11 protein-coding genes and 1 pseudogene are annotated in these 16,478 nt (G+C 71.6%); 7 read left to right on the top strand and 5 right to left on the bottom strand.

Annotated elements, in window-relative coordinates; translation table 11 throughout:
• The first annotated feature begins 119 nt into the window (after positions 1-119).
• On the top strand, positions 120-2,972 hold the full coding sequence (locus tag ACFWXC_RS18495; protein ID WP_384480036.1) for a DEAD/DEAH box helicase: 2,853 nt from the start codon (positions 120-122) through the stop codon (positions 2,970-2,972).
• 112 nt (positions 2,973-3,084) lie between these two features.
• Here ACFWXC_RS18495 and atzF read toward each other — a convergent pair.
• From atzF to ACFWXC_RS18475, 4 genes and pseudogenes are all read right to left on the bottom strand, one after another.
• Positions 3,085-4,761, bottom strand: a pseudogene (atzF, locus tag ACFWXC_RS18490) (allophanate hydrolase); the annotation flags it as partial.
• Positions 4,762-4,765: 4 nt separating this feature from the next.
• The gene (locus tag ACFWXC_RS18485) at positions 4,766-8,278 is read right to left on the bottom strand and encodes a 5-oxoprolinase/urea amidolyase family protein (protein ID WP_384479874.1); all 3,513 of its coding nucleotides are present in this window, start codon (positions 8,276-8,278) and stop codon (positions 4,766-4,768) included.
• Positions 8,275-8,877: an urea amidolyase associated protein UAAP2 gene (locus ACFWXC_RS18480; protein WP_384479872.1), complete on the bottom strand. Its 603-nt coding sequence runs from the start codon at positions 8,875-8,877 to the stop codon at positions 8,275-8,277. Before ACFWXC_RS18480 ends, ACFWXC_RS18485 begins: the two co-directional genes overlap by 4 nt.
• Positions 8,874-9,698 (bottom strand): urea amidolyase associated protein UAAP1, encoded by an 825-nt coding sequence (locus ACFWXC_RS18475; protein ID WP_384479870.1) that lies wholly within the window; start codon positions 9,696-9,698, stop codon positions 8,874-8,876. Before ACFWXC_RS18475 ends, ACFWXC_RS18480 begins: the two co-directional genes overlap by 4 nt.
• 196 nt (positions 9,699-9,894) lie before the next feature.
• On the opposite strand from ACFWXC_RS18475, the gene ACFWXC_RS18470 reads away from it, so the two are divergent.
• The 6 genes from ACFWXC_RS18470 (at position 9,895) to ACFWXC_RS18445 (ending at position 15,465) form a co-directional block, all read left to right on the top strand.
• Positions 9,895-10,521, top strand: coding sequence for a TetR/AcrR family transcriptional regulator (locus ACFWXC_RS18470; RefSeq protein WP_384479868.1), 627 nt, complete (start codon positions 9,895-9,897; stop codon positions 10,519-10,521).
• Positions 10,522-10,878: 357 nt separating this feature from the next.
• A complete protein-coding gene (locus ACFWXC_RS18465) occupies positions 10,879-12,501 on the top strand; it encodes a sensor histidine kinase (RefSeq protein WP_384479866.1) in 1,623 nt (540 codons plus the stop codon).
• Positions 12,498-12,905, top strand: a complete 408-nt coding sequence (locus ACFWXC_RS18460) for a roadblock/LC7 domain-containing protein (protein WP_351700336.1) — start codon at positions 12,498-12,500, stop codon at positions 12,903-12,905. Before ACFWXC_RS18465 ends, ACFWXC_RS18460 begins: the two co-directional genes overlap by 4 nt.
• Positions 12,902-13,330, top strand: coding sequence for a DUF742 domain-containing protein (locus tag ACFWXC_RS18455; RefSeq protein WP_384479863.1), 429 nt, complete (start codon positions 12,902-12,904; stop codon positions 13,328-13,330). The genes ACFWXC_RS18460 and ACFWXC_RS18455 overlap by 4 nt, the downstream gene beginning before the upstream one ends.
• Positions 13,311-13,931, top strand: a complete 621-nt coding sequence (locus ACFWXC_RS18450) for an ATP/GTP-binding protein (RefSeq protein WP_360490105.1) — start codon at positions 13,311-13,313, stop codon at positions 13,929-13,931. Before ACFWXC_RS18455 ends, ACFWXC_RS18450 begins: the two co-directional genes overlap by 20 nt.
• Before the next feature lie 22 nt (positions 13,932-13,953).
• Complete coding sequence (locus ACFWXC_RS18445; RefSeq protein WP_384479861.1) at positions 13,954-15,465, top strand: cytochrome P450; 1,512 nt, start codon at positions 13,954-13,956, stop codon at positions 15,463-15,465.
• Positions 15,466-15,470: 5 nt separating this feature from the next.
• Here ACFWXC_RS18445 and ACFWXC_RS18440 read toward each other — a convergent pair whose 3' ends face one another.
• Entirely contained in the window at positions 15,471-16,418 is a 948-nt protein-coding gene (locus tag ACFWXC_RS18440; RefSeq protein WP_384479859.1) for an RluA family pseudouridine synthase, read from the bottom strand.
• Positions 16,419-16,478: the final 60 nt, after the last annotated feature.

The following is a 16,478-nucleotide window of genomic DNA, read 5'->3' as shown; positions in this document are numbered from 1 at the left end:
GCTTGGGGCACTCGGCCCCCGCCGCGGTCCCCCGAGCGGGCCCCCCCGGGCCCGGTGCGGGCCCCCCCGCCCCCGGCCGCGCCCACCTCTTTGTTGTCCGTTGTCCCATGTTCCGGATAATGATCGTCCTGTTGTCAGTGGGGACCGGTACGCTCGAAAGCACGATGACAGAGGACCTCTCACCGGCCGAGCGGTATGCGGCGGCCCGCCTGCGGGCCGCCGAGCAGGCCACCGCGCTCGCGTCTTTCCGCGAGATGTACGAATTCGGCCTCGACCCCTTCCAGATCGAGGCCTGCCAGGCGCTCGAAGCCGGGAAGGGCGTACTGGTGGCCGCCCCCACCGGCTCCGGCAAGACGATCGTCGGCGAGTTCGCCGTCCACCTCGCCCTGGGGCAGGGCAAGAAGTGCTTCTACACGACACCCATCAAGGCACTGTCGAACCAGAAGTACGCCGACCTGTGCCGCCGCTACGGCGCGGACAAGGTCGGCCTGCTCACCGGCGACAACAGCGTCAACTCCGACGCCCCCGTGGTCGTGATGACCACCGAGGTGCTGCGGAACATGCTGTACGCGGGCTCCCAGACCCTGCTCGGCCTCGGCTACGTGGTCATGGACGAGGTGCACTACCTCTCCGACCGCTTCCGCGGTGCCGTCTGGGAAGAGGTGATCATCCACCTGCCGGAGTCCGTGACCCTGGTGTCCCTGTCGGCCACCGTGTCCAACGCCGAGGAGTTCGGCGACTGGCTCGACACCGTCCGCGGCGACACCGAGGTCATCGTCTCCGAACACCGGCCCGTCCCGCTGTTCCAGCACGTGCTCGCCGGGCGCCGGATGTACGACCTGTTCGAGGAGGGCGAGGGCCAGAAGAAGGCCGTCAACCCCGACCTCACCCGGCTCGCCCGGATGGAGGCGAGCAGACCCTCCTACCAGGACCGCAGGCGCGGGCGCGCCATGCGCGAGGCCGACCGGGAGCGGGAGCGCCGGCAGCGGTCCAGGGTGTGGACACCCGGACGCCCCGAGGTCATCGAACGGCTCGACGCCGAGGGTCTGCTGCCCGCCATCACCTTCATCTTCAGCCGCGCCGCCTGCGAGGCCGCCGTCCAGCAGTGCCTGTACGCGGGCCTGCGGCTCAACGACGACGAGGCGCGCGAAAAGGTGCGCACCCTCGTCGAGGAGCGCACCTCGTCGATCCCACGCGAGGACCTGCACGTCCTCGGCTACTACGAATGGCTGGAGGGCCTGGAGCGCGGCATCGCCGCCCACCACGCCGGCATGCTCCCGACCTTCAAGGAAGTCGTCGAGGAACTCTTCGTACGCGGCCTGGTCAAGGCCGTGTTCGCCACCGAGACCCTCGCGCTCGGCATCAACATGCCCGCACGCTCGGTGGTGTTGGAGAAGCTCGTCAAGTGGAACGGCGAGCAGCACGCCGACATCACCCCCGGCGAGTACACCCAGCTGACCGGCCGTGCGGGCCGGCGCGGCATCGACATCGAGGGTCATGCCGTGGTGCTGTGGCAGCGGGGGTTCAGCCCCGAGCACCTCGCGGGGCTCGCCGGCACCCGCACCTATCCGCTGCGCTCCAGCTTCAAGCCGTCGTACAACATGGCGGTCAACCTGGTCGAGCAGTTCGGCCGGCACCGGTCGCGGGAGCTTCTCGAGACCTCGTTCGCGCAGTTCCAGGCCGACAAGTCGGTCGTCGGGATCTCCCGTCAGGTGCAGCGCAACGAGGAAGGACTCGAAGGCTACAAGGAGTCCATGACCTGCCACCTCGGCGACTTCGAGGAGTACGCGCAGCTGCGCCGCGAGCTGAAGGACCGGGAGACCGAACTCGTCCGGCAGGGCGCAGTCGAGCGGCGTGCCGAGGCGGCGGTGGCGCTGGAGAAGCTCAAGCCGGGCGATGTCATCCACGTGCCGACCGGGAAGTACGCCGGGCTCGCACTGGTCCTTGACCCCGGACTGCCCGCCGGGCGGTCCAACGGCCATCGTGGCTTCGAGCAGCACGACGGCCCGCGGCCGCTGGTGCTGACCGCCGAACGGCAGGTCAAGCGGCTGGCGTCGATGGACTTCCCGGTGCCGGTCGAGGCACTGGAGCGGATGCGGATCCCCAAGTCCTTCAACCCCCGCTCCCCGCAGTCCCGTCGCGATCTCGCGTCCGCGCTGCGCACCAAGGCCGGGCACATTCCGCCGGAGCGGGCCCGCAAGAAGCGGTCGCAGGCCGCCGACGACCGTGAGATCGCACGGCTGCGGACCGCGATCCGGGCGCACCCCTGCCACGGCTGCAACGACCGCGAGGACCACGCCCGTTGGGCCGAGCGGTACCACCGGCTGATGCGGGACACCTCGCAGCTGGAGCGGCGGATCGAGGGCCGGACCAACACCATCGCCCGCACCTTCGACCGGATCGTGGCCCTGCTCACCGAGCTGGACTACCTGCGCGGCGACGAGGTCACCGAACACGGGAAGCGGCTGGCCCGGCTGTACGGCGAACTCGACCTGCTCGCCAGCGAATGCCTGCGGGCCGGGGTCTGGGAGGGTCTCAGCCCCGCCGAACTGGCCGCGTGCGTCTCGGCGTTGGTGTACGAGGCGCGCGTCGGGGACGACGCGATGGCCCCGAAGCTGCCCTCCGGGCAGGCCAAGGCCGCGCTCGGCGAGATGGTGCGGATCTGGGGGCGGCTGGACGCGCTGGAGGAGGAGTTCCGGATCACCCAGACCGAGGGCGTCGGGCAGCGGGAACCGGACCTCGGCTTCGCCTGGGCCGCGTACATGTGGGCGTCGGGGACGGGACTGGACGAGGTGCTGCGGGAGGCGGAGATGCCGGCCGGGGACTTCGTGCGGTGGTGCAAGCAGGTCATCGACGTGCTCGGACAGATCGCGGCGGCGGCTCCGGTGGAGGGGTCGAACGTGTCGAAGACCGCGCGGAAGGCGGTTGATCTGGTGCTGCGAGGGGTTGTGGCCTACTCGTCTGTGGGGTGACCAGTCGGGGTGCGGGTGCGGGTGCGGGTGCGGGTGCGGGTGCGTTGTGGCTGGTCGCGCCCACGCGGCGGTAGCCGCATATCGAATACAGCCCCGCGCCCCTTTAGGTACGTCACGCTTTCCGGCGTTCCAAGTGCTTGCGCCAGCTGCCGTACGCCGTGATGTCCTCGGCGCCTCTCAAAGCGCTCGGTTCGCAGAGGAAGCCGGGGACCTGACTGCCGTCTGCCAGCTCCACGCTGCCCAAGGCCATCGGACGGGGGAGTGACGCCAGCAGGCGGCCCAGGCCCTCCGCCGGAAGGCTCCACACCTCCGTCTCGATCGCCGCACCGTCCTCGGGCACCCGCACCAGGCCCGGCTTCGGCGGTGTCGTCGGCAGGGCGTAGAAGCGGTACGTCGGTGCTGTGGTCGTCGTGCGGTCCAGTACCGCGCCCAGGGCCAGGAGCTGCGGATTCAGGGGCTGGCCGGTCAGGTGCGCGCCCACCACCGCCAGGCTCACCCTCGGCTCCAGGGCGCGGGCGATGGTGGCCAGGCGGTCGTCCGTGAAGGCGGGGCCGATCAGCATCACGCCGAACGGCAGGCCGTTCACCTCTCCCGCCGGTACCGCGACCGCCGCCAGGTCGAAGAGGTTCGTGGAGTTGGTGAAGCGACCCAGGCGGGCGTTGGCGCCCAGCGGGTCGGCCGCCACCTCGGCCAGGGTGGGATGGCCCGGGGCCGTGGGGAGCAGCAGGGCGTCCGCGTGGGACAGCTCGGCCAGGGCACGGGCCCGCAGGGCGGACAGGCGGTCCTGGTCGGTGAAGAGCCGGTGCGCCGGGACGTCGCGGGCCCGGGTGATGATGCCGGTGACGGTGGGGTCGAGGCCTGCGCCGCCGGAAGCGAGCAACTTGTCGATGAAGAGACCCACCGCCGTGTAGCGCTCCGCCACGAACGCGCCCTCGTAGAGCATCGCCGCCGCCTCGGTGAAGGGGGTCAGGTCGAGCGGGCGGATCGAGGCGCCCGAGGCGGCGAGCCGCGCGACCGCTTCCTCGTACGCCTTTGCCCAGCCCTCGTCCAGTTCGCCGAGTTGGGAGAGCGGCGGGACCGCGATCCGCCAGGGGCCCGGGGCCCGCTGGGGGAGGGGCGGGAGCGGGCGGTCCGGCGGGGCCGCCAGGTACGACAGCGCCTGCTCGGCCTCCGGGAGTGTGCGGGCGAACACCGTCACGCAGTCGAGGGAGGCGCAGGCCGGGACCACCCCGGCGGTGGGTACCAGGCCCCGGGTGGGTTTCAGGCCGACGATGCCGTTGAAGGCCGCCGGGATCCGGCCCGAGCCCGCCGTGTCGGTGCCGAGCGCGAAGTCGACGATCCCGAGGGCCACTGCCACCGCCGAACCCGAGCTGGAGCCGCCGCTGATCCGGGTCGGATCGACGGCGTTGCGGACCGCGCCGTACGGGGAGCGGGTGCCGACCAGGCCCGTCGCGAACTGGTCCAGGTTGGTCGTGCCGAGGACCAGTGCGCCGGCCGCGCGCAGACGGGCCACCACCGGGGCGTCGGCCTCCGGCTCGTAGGCGTACGCCGGGCAGCCCGCCGTCGTCGGCAGTCCCTGTACGTCGATGTTGCCCTTGGCGGCGAACAGGCGCCCGGCGAGCGGGAGGCGCTCGCCCGCGGCCACCCGCGCGTCGATCGCTCGGGCCTCCGCCTCGGCCTCCTCCCGCGGGCGCAGGTCGATCCAGATCTCGGGGCGGTCGACCGCTTCGATGCGCGCGTAGGCGGCACGGACACGGGAGACGGTGCTGGACATGCTCTCTTGCTCCTGTCGGTCAGTTCGCGGTCGGCGCCAGGACCAGCAGTGCCGTCCCCGCCTCCACCTGGTCGCCCGGCCTCGCCAGGATCTCCGTCACCACGCCGGCCATCGGTGCGTGCACCCTGGACTCCATCTTCATCGCCTCCAGGGCGAGGAGGGCCTGGCCGCTGGTCACCTCGTCGCCGGGGGTCACGTTCAGCTGCCATACGGAGGCCGCGAATTCGGCCTCTATCAGACGGCCGCCCGGCGGGACGGACACCTCGGCCGGTGCGGGGGACACGGGTGCCGTCGCCGCCTGAGCCCTGGCGAACTCGCCGGCCGCCTCCCAGGCGTCGCGCTCCGCGGCGAAGGCGAGCCGCTGGCGGGTCCTGAAGTCCCCTATGGCATCCGCGTGTTCGGAGAGGAACTCCTGGTACGACGTCAGGGAGAACGTCCCCTCCTCGATGCGCGGCACGAACCTGCCGGAGACGATGTCGGCCCGCAGGTCGAGGAGTTCGTCCGCGGACACCGGATACCACCTGATCCGGTCGAAGAAGCGCAGCAGCCACGGCGAGCCCGGCCGGAACGCCCCGCGCTGCTGCCAGCCCGACCACACCTGGGTGGTACGGCCCACGAACTGGTAACCGCCCGGGCCCTCCATGCCGTAGATGCACAGGTAGGCGCCGCCGATGCCGACGGAGTTCTCGGCGGTCCAGGTGCGGGCCGGGTTGTACTTCGTGGTGACCAGGCGGTGGCGCGGGTCCAGCGGGGTGGCGACCGGAGCGCCCAGGTACACGTCGCCCAGGCCCAGCACCAGGTACTCGGCGTCGAAGACCGTGCGATAGACGTCCTCGACCGAGTCCAGGCCGTTGATCCGGCGGATGAACTCGATGTTCCACGGGCACCAGGGGGCGTCGTCGCGGACGCCCGCCATGTAACGGGCGATCGCCTCATGGGTCGCCGGGTCGTCCCAGGAGAGGGGGAGGTGGACCGTGCGGGACGGCACCACCAGTTCGCCGGTGGGCGGCAGCCCCAGGACGATCTCCCTGACGGTGGTGAGGAGTTCGGCCTGGGTGAGCAGCCTCGGGTCGGTCTGGATCTGGAGCGAGCGGATCCCCGGGGTGAGGTCCCTGACCCCGTGCAGGTCCGCCGCCGTCACCGCCTCCATCAGCGCGTGGACACGCATCCGCAGGGCCAGGTCCAGCTGCATCGGGCCGAACTCGACCAGCAGGTTGTCGTCGCCGCTGCGCCGGTAGGTCACGTCCCCGTCGCGGGCCAGGACACCGCCGTCGACGATCTCCGGGCGGGGCGCGCCCGTCACGTCGACCGGGGCGAAGCGGACCGTGTCGCCGGGCCGGAGCTGGCCCAGCTTCCAGCGTTCGCCGCTCAGGACGGTCGCCGGGCACACGAACCCGCCGAGGGAGGGGCCGTCGGGGCCGAGCAGGACCGGCATGTCGCCGGTGTAGTCGACGGCGCCGACCGAGTACGGGGTGTCGTGGATGTTGGACGGGTGCAGGCCCGCCTCGCCGCCGTCGGTACGGGCCCAGCGCGGCTTGGGACCGACCAGCCGGACTCCGGTGCGCGCCGAGTTGAAGTGCACCTTCCAGTCGGCCGCGTAGAAGTCCCGGATGTCGTCCTCGGTGAAGAACTCCGGGGCGGCATGGGGGCCTTCGACGGCCCCGATGTGCCAGACGGCGGTGAAGGGCGGGCGCTCGGCGACGGGCACGCCGTCCGTCACGGCGCCGCCGTGCAGGACGTCACCCGTGCGCAGCGCCCGGCCGCCGTGGCCGCCGAACCGGCCCAGCGTGAAGGTGCTCGCGCTGCCGAGGAAGGCGGGCACGTCCAGGCCGCCGCCCGCGAAGAGCACGTAGGTGCGCAGGCCGTGTGCGGAAGGGGCGCCGATCTCCAGCAGCCCGCCCGCCGGTACCGTCACCGGCTCCCACTGCGCGACCGGGGCGCCGTCCAGGGTCACCGGGGCCGGGGCGCCGGTCACGCAGACGGTCGTGGGGTGGGTGAAGCGCAGGGACGGGCCCTGGAGGGTGCATTCGAGGCCGGGGGCGCCCTCCTGGTTGCCCAGCGCGCGGTTGCCGAGCCGGAAGGAGCGGTCGTCCATCGGGCCGCACGGCGGCACCCCCACCTGCCAGTAGCCGGTGCGGCCCGGCCAGTCCTGGACCGTGGTGAGCGTGCCGGCGGCGACGACCTCGATCCGGGGGGTCGGGTCGGTGACCGTGGCGAGGGTCGCCGTCGAGTGGGCGGCGGCCCGGAAGGCGGGTTCGGTGAGCGCGGCGCGCACCAGACCCAGGTTGGTCTCGATGCCGTCGACACGGGTGCGGGCCAGCGCCTCGTCGAGGGCGCGCAGCGCCCGGTCGCGGTCGGGGCCGTGGGCGATCACTTTCGCGAGCATCGGGTCGTACGACGTCGTCACCTCGGTGCCGGTCTCCACCCAGCCGTCGACGCGCACTCCGGGCGGGAACTCCACCCGGGTCAGCAGGCCGGCGCTGGGCCGGTGGTCGCGGGAGGGGTCCTCGGCGTAGACGCGGGCCTCGACGGCGTGGCCGCGCGGTGCGCCCGGATCCCGGACGACGTCGGACTCGCCCCGCGCCAGGCGCAGCATCCAGGCGACCAGGTCGACGCCGTAGATCTCCTCGGTGACCGGATGTTCCACCTGGAGCCGGGTGTTGACCTCCAGGAAGTAGGCCTCCTCGCGGGACGCGTCATACACGAACTCGACCGTGCCCGCGGAGCGGTAGCCGACGGCCGCGCACAGGTCGCGTGCGGAGGAGGCGAGTTGTGCGCGCACGTGCGGCGGCAGGCCGGGGGCCGGGGCTTCCTCGACGACCTTCTGGTTGCGGCGCTGGAGGGAGCAGTCCCGGTCGCCGAAGGTGACGACCTTGCCCGCGCCGTCGCCGAAGACCTGGACCTCGACATGGCGGGCGTGCTCGACCAGGCGTTCCAGGAAGACCCCGGCGGAGGAGAAGGAGGCGGCGGCCACGCGCTGGACGCGGTCCCAGGCGTCGGTCAGTTCGGCGGCCGATCGACATGCCGACATACCGATGCCGCCACCGCCGCCGGTGGCCTTGAGCATCACGGGATAGCCGATGGCGGACGCCTCGCGCAGGGCCTCGGCCAGGCCGGAGAGGAGCCCGGTCCCCGGTGCGAGCGGCACTCCCGCAGCCTCGGCGGCCGCCCGTGCCGTGTGCTTCGCGCCGAACAGCTCCAGCTGCTCCGGGGCCGGGCCGACGAACACGATCCCGGCCTCCTCGCAGCGCCGGGCGAAAGCGGCGTCCTCGGACAGGAAGCCGTACCCGGGGTGGATCGCGCCCGCGCCGGTGTCCTTGGCGGCCTTCAGAACCAGGTCGGCGTCGAGGTACGACTCCTTCGCCGGGGCCGGGCCGAGCCGTACCGCCTCGTCGGCGAGGCGGACATGGGGCGCCGAGCGGTCGGGGTCGGAGTAGACGGCGACCGTGCGCAGGCCCAGTTCACGGGCGGTGCGGATGATACGGACGGCAATCTCGCCCCGGTTGGCGATCAGCAGGGTGTCGAAGCTCATCCGGCGGCCCCGATCGTCATCTCCACCGCTGTCGGTTCGAAGCCGTTGCACGGGTTGTTGATCTGCGGGCAGTTGGAGACCAGGACGAGGACGTCCCGTTCGGCGCGCAGCGTCAGTTTCAGGCCCGGGGCCGAGAGGCCGTCGACGATGCCGAGGGTGCCGTCCTGCTCGACCGGCACGTTCATGTACCAGTTGATGTTGGAGACCAGGTCGCGCTTGCCGAGGCCGTGTTTGGCGCCCTCCGCGAGGAAGTTGTCCACGCAGGCGTGCTGCGACCAGGTGTGGTGGCCGTAGCGCAGGGTGTTGGACTCCTTGGAGCAGGCGCCGCCGACCGTGTCGTGCCGGCCGACCTCGTCGGCGAGCACGGTCATGAGCGGGGTGTGCTCGTTGGAGAGCAGCACGCTGCCGGTGGTGAGGAAGAGGGAGCCCTGGGCGTGGACGGTGTCGGGGGCGCTGTAGCGGACCGCCGTGTCGTGGGCGTCGTAGACGAGGAAGTCGACGGCCTGGTTGCCGTGCAGGTCGGTGATGGTCAGGGTCTCGCCGTCGCGGATGACGGCGGACCAGGCGGCGCGGGCCGGGACGACGGTCCCCGTGGTCATGCGAGCCCCCTCGCGGCGAGGAATTCGGCGGTGTTCAGGAAGGCGCGGCGGCCCTCGGGGGTGGCGTCCCAGAGCGGGTCGCCGGGCGGGGTCGGGGCGGCCCGCCAGGCCAGGACCTCCAGCGGGGTGCTGACGTAGTCGGGGCGGGGGTCGGCCGGGTGCGGGACGTTCGCGATCAGTACGGTCAGGTCCTGCTCGGCGCGGAGCGTCACGCTGCCGCCGGGACCGGCCGAGCCGGTGAAGTCCAGCGTGCCGTCGTCGCGCACCTCCACGCCCTGGAAGAACGACAGGGACGGCGGCAGGTCGCGCGGTTCCAGGCCGTTCTTCGCCGCCGCCAGCTTGAACAGCTCGCGGCCGGCGGGGGAGGGCGACTGCGGGGTGCCGTCGCCGTAGCGGCCGGTGTTGCGGACCAGGGTGGAGGTGCCGCACAGCGCGTCGTGCCGGCCGGAGGTGTCGGCGACGACGGAGGCCAGGACCCGGCCCTGGTCGGAGAGGAGCAGCACGCCCTCGCGGAGGTAGGCGTTCCACTGGACCTTGACCGTGTCGGCGACGTTCAGCCGCTCCCAGGGGCGGTCGGCGACGTACAGCAGAAGGTGCGCGCAGGCGTCGCCGTGCGGGTCGGTCAGGCGCAGCTCGGTGCCGCGGGCCAGGACGCGATGCGTGTAGTTGCCGCCCGCGACCGTCTCCGCCCACACCAGGTGGCCCGCCTCGCAGGGCGGGTCCGGCCAGTCGGCGGCCGGTACGACGGGCATGGCCTCGGCGCGGGTGCCCTCCTGGGCGCGGGCATGCGCCCGGGCTCCGTACGTGGTCGCTGTCGCCATCGCTGACCTCCGGCTTCGTGGGCTCGGGTGGGACTGGGGGAGATTTCTGTCGCCCGACAGAAATTAGGTGCGGGCCGGGTCGGGGGCGTTGCCGCGGCGTTCCGGCCCGGTTACCGAGGGCTCACCGGGGGAGCGCGGCCCGGCCGCCGGGCCGCGTGGTGATCGTCGTACGGTGCCGTGTGCGAGGATCGAACGCATGGGGACGAGCAGTGGCCGCCGGGTCGGCCGGCCGCGGGCGGCGCAGCGGCCGGACAGCGGCCTGGACCCGCGGGCCGAACTGCTCGTGGCCGCGGCCGAGTTGTTCACCACCCGCGGCTACGCGGCCACCACCACCCGGGCCGTCGCCGAGCGGGCGGGCATGCGGCAGGCGTCGATGTACCACTACGTCTCCGGCAAGGAGGAACTCCTCGCCGAGCTGCTTGAGTCCACCGTCACGCCGTCGCTGGACTGTGCGCGTGAGCTGCTCGCCGACGACGCGACCCCGGCCGAGGAGCGGCTGCGGGCGCTGTGCCGGGCCGACGTGGAGCTGCTGTGCACCGGGCCGCACAACCTGGGCGCGCTGTACCTGCTGCCCGAGGTGCACACCGAGCGGTTCGCCGGGTTCCACGCCGTGCGGGCCGAACTCAAGGACGCCTACCGGCAGCTGATCGCCGCGACGGCCGCCGGCGGGGGGCTCGCCAAGGGGGAGCTGGAGCTGCGGACCGATCTTGTCTTCGGACTGATCGAGGGCGTCATCCTGATCCACCGCTCCGAGCCGGAACGCCCCGTCGACGAGTTCGCCCGCGCCACGGCCGACGCCGCACTGCGGATCGCGGGGGTCTGAACCGGGCGGCCGCGCCGCGGATCGGGGTGTCCGGACCCGGCGGAGGTTTCGGTTCGGAGGCCTGTTTCACCCGTCACGGTGAGTCACCTTCGTACGCGTGTACGCCGTCACGCAACGTGTGCGAACACATGCCGTTCGTACAAAACGACCGAGGGTACTCCAGTCGTTTGGGCGTTTTCAGGTGCTTGCCGAATATGACACGGCGTTGATCCGGTCGGACTAAGCTCGCCCGCGGCGCACCGAGTTGAGGTGAATTCGTGCGCCTGTTCCCAATCATACGGAAGATCCTGACTGCTCCATGAACCTTCCCCCCACGAACTCCCCCGACACCCAGCCGATTCGTCTCAGAAGGCATACATGGTGAGTGTGCAATCGCCTCCCAATGGCCGTGAACTTTCCCTGGCGCGGGTGCTGTTGCTGCCCGCCATACTGATGGCCGCGGCAACCGCCACAGCCGTCCTCCTGGTGGCGGAGCCCGCCCGGACCGCCGTCGGCGTGTGCGGGGCCGTCGGCATGCTGCTGGTGCTCGCGACGGCGGCGGAAGCGGTACGCCGCGGCCGTAGGCTCCAGAACGCCAGGGCCGAGCACGCCCGTCACAGCGCGTATCTGGAACAGCGCCTGACCACGAGCGACCAGGAGATCGAGCGCCTCGGCAAAGAGGTGTTCCCGACCGCGCTCTACCGGCTGAAGGCCGGCGAGTCCCCCAAAGAGGTGATTCGCCAGGTCTTCGATCTCGACCCCCGGCTGCGCCACGCACCCGAGTCGCAGCGCCGGCTGATCCGCACCATGCTCGACATCGTCGACGAGGAAGACCTCCAGCGCGACTCCCTGGAGCGCTCGTTCGTCAGCGTCGCCCGGCGCGTCCAGGCCATCGTCCACCAGCAGGCACACGAACTGCGGGAGATGGAGGAGGACCACGGCCGCAACCCCGAGGTCTTCGACGACCTGCTGCGCATCGACCACGGCACCGCGCTGATCGGACGCCTCGCCGACTCGGTCTCCGTCCTCGGCGGCGGCCGTCCCGGCCGTCAGTGGCCCAACCCCGTCGCCCTCTACAGCGTGCTGCGCGGCGCCATGTCCCGGATCCTGGAGTACCGGCGCATCGAGCTGCACTCCATCTGCCAGGTCAACATCAAGGGCACCTCGGTCGAACCGCTCATCCACGCGGCCGCCGAACTCCTCGACAACGCCACCCGCTACTCGCCGCCCTCCACGAAGGTGCACGTCACCGCCGTCGAGGTGCAGTCCGGCGTGTGCATCGAGATCGAGGACGCCGGCGTCAGCCTCAACGAGGAGGCCCGCGGCCGGATCGAGGGCATGCTGGAGAAGGCCAAGCAGGGCAAGGACATCCAGGTCCTCGGCGAGAACCCGCGCCTGGGCCTCTCCGTCGTGGGCCGCCTGTGCACCACGTACGACATGGACGTCTCGCTGCGCGCCTCGGCGTACGGCGGTGTCCGGGCCGTCCTCATCGTGCCCAGCGACATGATGACCACCGACCCGGCCCCCGGCATCGCGCACGGCATCGGCGCCACCGGCATCCCGAAGCCCGAACTCGGCGCCCTCGAAGGCCCCAAGCGGCCTCCCAAGAAGCGCCGGCCCACCAGCCCCCGCATCCCCGCCGGGATCTCCATGGAGGACGACGTCCCCGAGGTCACCGAGTGGACCGCGGGCGGACTGCCCCAGCGGCGCAGCCGGATGAAGACCCCGCTCAGCCAGCGGCTCGCCGAACAGGCCGCCATCGAGCGCGCCGAGCGCGAGGGCACCCCGACCATCTGGTCGCAGCACAAGGAAGCCGAGCCCGAGCAGCCGGAGCCGGAGCGCCGCGAACCCGGCCTCTGGGTCGAGGCCTTCTGGGAGGGGCTCAAGAAGAACAACCCGGGTGTCCACCCCACCGACTTCACCCGGAACCCGACCAAGTACCTGCACCTGATCAACGACCAGGCCGGCCCCGAAGCCGACGACGAGGGGGACCTCAAGTGATCCAGCAGCGAGGCAACTTCGACTGGATGCTCAAGCAACTCGCGGACGGCGTACCAGGCGTCGAGATGATCGTCGTGCTGTCCGCCGACGGACTGCGCATCGCCCGGCACGGCGGCGACCCCGACGCCGCCGACCGGCTCGCCGCGGCCTGCGCCGGAGTACAGAGCCTGGCCACCGCCGTCGCCCAGGAACTCCCGATCAGCAACGGCGACATGAACCTCGTCCTCATCGAGATCGACCGGGGCTACTTCTACCTCATGTCGGCCGGCGCCAACGCCTACCTCGCGGTGCTCGCCGACGTGACCTGCGAACCCGGCCGGATGAGCGAGATGATGCGCGACCTCGTCGTCCGCATCGGCGCCCATCTCACCAGTCCGCCCCGGCGGAACGGGCAGACCGTATGACTCCTCCGCAACGCAAACGGCGTCAGCCCAGGCCGGAACACCAGCCGCCGCTGCTCCCGCCCACGCCGCCGGCCCCCGAGAACGGCGACGAGGACGGCGACAACAAGAACCCCGAGCGGCTCTACGTCATCAGCGGCACCGATGGCGCACGGGCCGAACTCGACCTGGTCACCTTAATCGTGGCGCGCGCCGACCCACCGCCCTCGGTCACACCGGAGCAGGCGGCGCTGCTCCGGCTCTGTCTCGCCCCGCTGTCCGTGGCCGAGCTCTCGGCCTACCTCAATCTGCCGTTCAGTGCGATGACGGCACTGATCACCGAGCTGATCACGGCCGAACTGGTGCAGGCGCGAGCCCCGATCGTCCGCCAGGCGCTCCCCGACCGTTCACTTCTCGAAGCGGTGATGCATGGACTTCAAAAGCTCTGAAACGATCCCCGGCCCCCGCACCGAGGATCAGCTGCCGCACACCGCCCAGGCCGCGGTGAAGATCGTGATCGTGGGCGGTTTCGGAGTCGGCAAGACCACCATGGTCGGTTCCGTCAGCGAGATCAGACCGCTGACCACCGAGGAGACCATGACCCAGGCCGGCATCGGGGTCGACGACAACTACGGCTCCGACTCGAAGACCGCCACCACCGTGGCCATGGACTTCGGCCGCATCAGCATCACCGACCAGCTGGTCCTCTACCTCTTCGGCACCCCCGGCCAGGAGCGGTTCTGGTTCCTGTGGAACGGCCTGTTCGAAGGCGCGCTCGGTGCGGTCGTGCTCATCGACACCCGGCGCCTGGAAGTCAGCTTCGACGTGATGGGCCGCCTGGAGGAACGCGGGGTGCCGTTCGTCGTCGCCGTCAACTCCTTCCCGGACGGGCCCCGTTACCCCATCGAGGAACTGCGCACCGCGCTGGACCTGTCCCCCGAGATCCCCATCGTGGAGTGCGACGCCCGCCGCCGGGCCTCCAGCCGGGACGTCCTGATGACCCTGGTGCGCTTCCTGCACTCGCTCGCCATGTCCGGCGCGCTCACCTGACACCCCCACCGGAGCGATCACTGTGACGCCTGAATCCCCCTCCCCGGCCGGCGCCAGCACGGACCCGGCCCCGCCCCCCGGCTGCCCGGCGCACGACCGCGGACCCGGCGGACTGCAACGGCTGTACGGCGCCGACGCCGACCACCTGGGCGAGCTGTACGAGAAACTGCGCGAGGAACACGGCGCGGTGGCCCCCGTCCTGCTCCACGACGACGTACCGATCTGGGCGGTCCTCGGACTCACCGAGAACCTCCAGATGGTCCGCACCCCCGCCGTCTACACCCGCGACAGCCGCATCTGGACCCCGCTGCGGGAGGGCATGGTCAAGCCCGACCACCCGCTCATGCCGCACATCGCCTGGCAGCCCATCTGCTCGCACGCCGAGGGCGACGAACACCTGCGGCTGCGGGCGGCGGTCCAGGGCGCCATGACCACCATCGACCACCGCAGCATCCGCCGTCTCATCGGCCGCTACACCCAGCTGCTGGTCAACGAGTTCTGCGAGAGAGGCCGCGCCGAACTGGTCTCCCAGTACTCCGAGCACCTGCCGATGGCGGTCATGTGCGAACTGCTCGGCATGCCCGAGGAGTACAACGAGCGGATCGTGGAGGCCACCCGGGACGCGCTCAAGGGCACCGAGACCGCGATCGCCAGCAACGAGTACGTCATGGGCTGCCTGACCCGGCTCACCGCCCGCCGCCGGGCCCGCCCCGAGGACGACTTCACCAGCCACCTCGTCAACCACCCGGCCGGACTCAACGACGACGAGGTCGCCCAGCACCTGCGGGTCGTTCTCTACGCCGCCTACGAGACCACCGCCAACCTCCTCGCCAACGCGCTGCGCATGGTCCTCACCGAGCCAGGCTTCCGCGCCCAGCTCAACGGCGGCCAGATGACGGTGCCGGAGGCGATCGAGCAGTCCCTGTGGGACGAACCGCCGTTCAGCACGGTCTTCGCCTACTTCGCCAAGCAGGACACCGAGCTCGGCGGCCAGCGCATCCGCAAGGGCGACGGACTGCTGTACGCGCCCGCGCCGGGCAACGTCGACCCGCGGGTCCGCCCCGACCTGAACGCCAACATGCAGGGCAACCGCTCCCACCTCGCCTTCGGCGGCGGCCCGCACGAGTGCCCCGGCCAGGACATCGGCCGTGCCATCGCGGACGTCGGGGTCGACCAGCTGCTGACCCGGCTGTCCGACATCCAGCTCGACTGCGACGAGGAGGAGCTGCGCTGGCGCGCGTCGATCGCGTCCCGGCACCTGGTGGAACTGCCGGTGCGCTTCGATCCGAAGCCCAAGCAGGACGTGACCCTCATGCCGAGCCCCGCGCTGGTCCCGCCACAGCGCACCGACTGGCAGGTCGGCGTCACCCGCCCGGCAGTACCGGCACCGGCCTCCGAGCCCCAGCCGACGGCATCCCGGCCGGAACCCGTGGTCCCGGCTGCGCCGTCGCCCGCGCCGTCGCTCACGCCCGAACCGGCGGCCAGGCCGCGCGGCATCTGGCCCCGGCTGCGCCGCTGGTGGCTCGGCCACTGACCGGCCTAGAGACCGGCCCAGTCCTCGTACGACTCCCAGGCCCGCAGCGTCCGCCCGCTGCACAGCCGGTGCTCGACCCCCGTGACCGGATCGGTGAACTCCAGCCTCCGCGCCAGCAGTTGCAGCGGACGCCGGAAGTCACCGGCCGGCACGGGGCCGGTCACCTCGGGATACAGCGGATCCCCGAGAATCGGCACGCCCAACGCGCTCATGTGGACGCGCAGCTGATGGGTCTGCCCGGTGTGCGGGGTGAGCCGGTACCGGCCCAGGTCTCCTCTGCGTTCGACCAGTTCGACGAGGGTCTCCGCGTTGGGCTCCCCCTCGATCTCCCGCGCCGCCAGTACCCCGCGCTCCTTGAGGATCCGGCTGCGTACGGTCAGGGGAACGGTGAGCGAGGGGTCGTACGGCGCGATCGCCTCGTACTCCTTGCGCACCCGCCGTGCGCTGAACAGCGTCTGGTAGGCGCCCCGGTCCTCGGGCCGTACCGTGAACAGCACGAGCCCGGCGGTGAGCCGGTCCAGCCGGTGCGCGGCTCCCAGCGCGGGGATCCCCAGCTCCCGCCGCAGCCGGGCGAGGACGGTCTCGGTGACGTGACTGCCGCGTGGGGTGGTGGCGAGGAAGTGCGGTTTGTCGGCGACGACGAGATGGGCATCGCGGTGGACGACTTCGAGGGCGAAGGGGACGGGGACTTCGGCGGGCAGGTCGCGATGGAACCAGAGGCGGAGGCCGGGGGCGTAGGGCGTGTGGGCGGCGATCGGTTGTCCGTCGACGCCCACGACGAGCCCTGAGTCCAGCATCTCCGCGACCATGCCGGGCGCGGCTCCGGAAAGCCGGGCCACGAGGTACTCACCGACGGTGGCCCACTCGTCGGAGACGGGCAACCGCACCCGAACGGGGTCCACCCCTTTGTGCTGGGGAAGGGGGGAGGGCGGGATGCGGGGCTTACGTCTCATTGCAGCTAAGGGTAAGCGTGACATGCCTTCTTTAGGGGCGCGGGGCTGTGTCGATATGCG

The sequence above is a fragment of the Streptomyces sp. NPDC058683 genome (genome assembly GCF_042716195.1).
In the GTDB taxonomy this organism is placed as follows: Bacteria; Actinomycetota; Actinomycetes; order Streptomycetales; family Streptomycetaceae; genus Streptomyces.
This window is presented reverse-complemented; position numbering and strand designations above follow the sequence as displayed.

What these genes read in the sequence shown, in the direction of transcription:
- ACFWXC_RS18495 (WP_384480036.1), top strand. Translation starts at nt 120, where the DNA reads ATGATCGTCCTGTTGTCAGTGGGGACCGGTACGCTCGAAAGCACGATG.
- ACFWXC_RS18455 (WP_384479863.1), top strand. Translation starts at nt 12,902, where the DNA reads ATGACTCCTCCGCAACGCAAACGGCGTCAGCCCAGGCCGGAACACCAG.
- ACFWXC_RS18440 (WP_384479859.1), bottom strand. Translation starts at nt 16,418, where the DNA reads ATGAGACGTAAGCCCCGCATCCCGCCCTCCCCCCTTCCCCAGCACAAA.
- ACFWXC_RS18480 (WP_384479872.1), bottom strand. Translation starts at nt 8,877, where the DNA reads ATGACCACGGGGACCGTCGTCCCGGCCCGCGCCGCCTGGTCCGCCGTC.
- ACFWXC_RS18485 (WP_384479874.1), bottom strand. Translation starts at nt 8,278, where the DNA reads ATGAGCTTCGACACCCTGCTGATCGCCAACCGGGGCGAGATTGCCGTC.
- ACFWXC_RS18450 (WP_360490105.1), top strand. Translation starts at nt 13,311, where the DNA reads ATGGACTTCAAAAGCTCTGAAACGATCCCCGGCCCCCGCACCGAGGAT.
- ACFWXC_RS18465 (WP_384479866.1), top strand. Translation starts at nt 10,879, where the DNA reads ATGGTGAGTGTGCAATCGCCTCCCAATGGCCGTGAACTTTCCCTGGCG.
- ACFWXC_RS18470 (WP_384479868.1), top strand. Translation starts at nt 9,895, where the DNA reads ATGGGGACGAGCAGTGGCCGCCGGGTCGGCCGGCCGCGGGCGGCGCAG.
- ACFWXC_RS18475 (WP_384479870.1), bottom strand. Translation starts at nt 9,698, where the DNA reads ATGGCGACAGCGACCACGTACGGAGCCCGGGCGCATGCCCGCGCCCAG.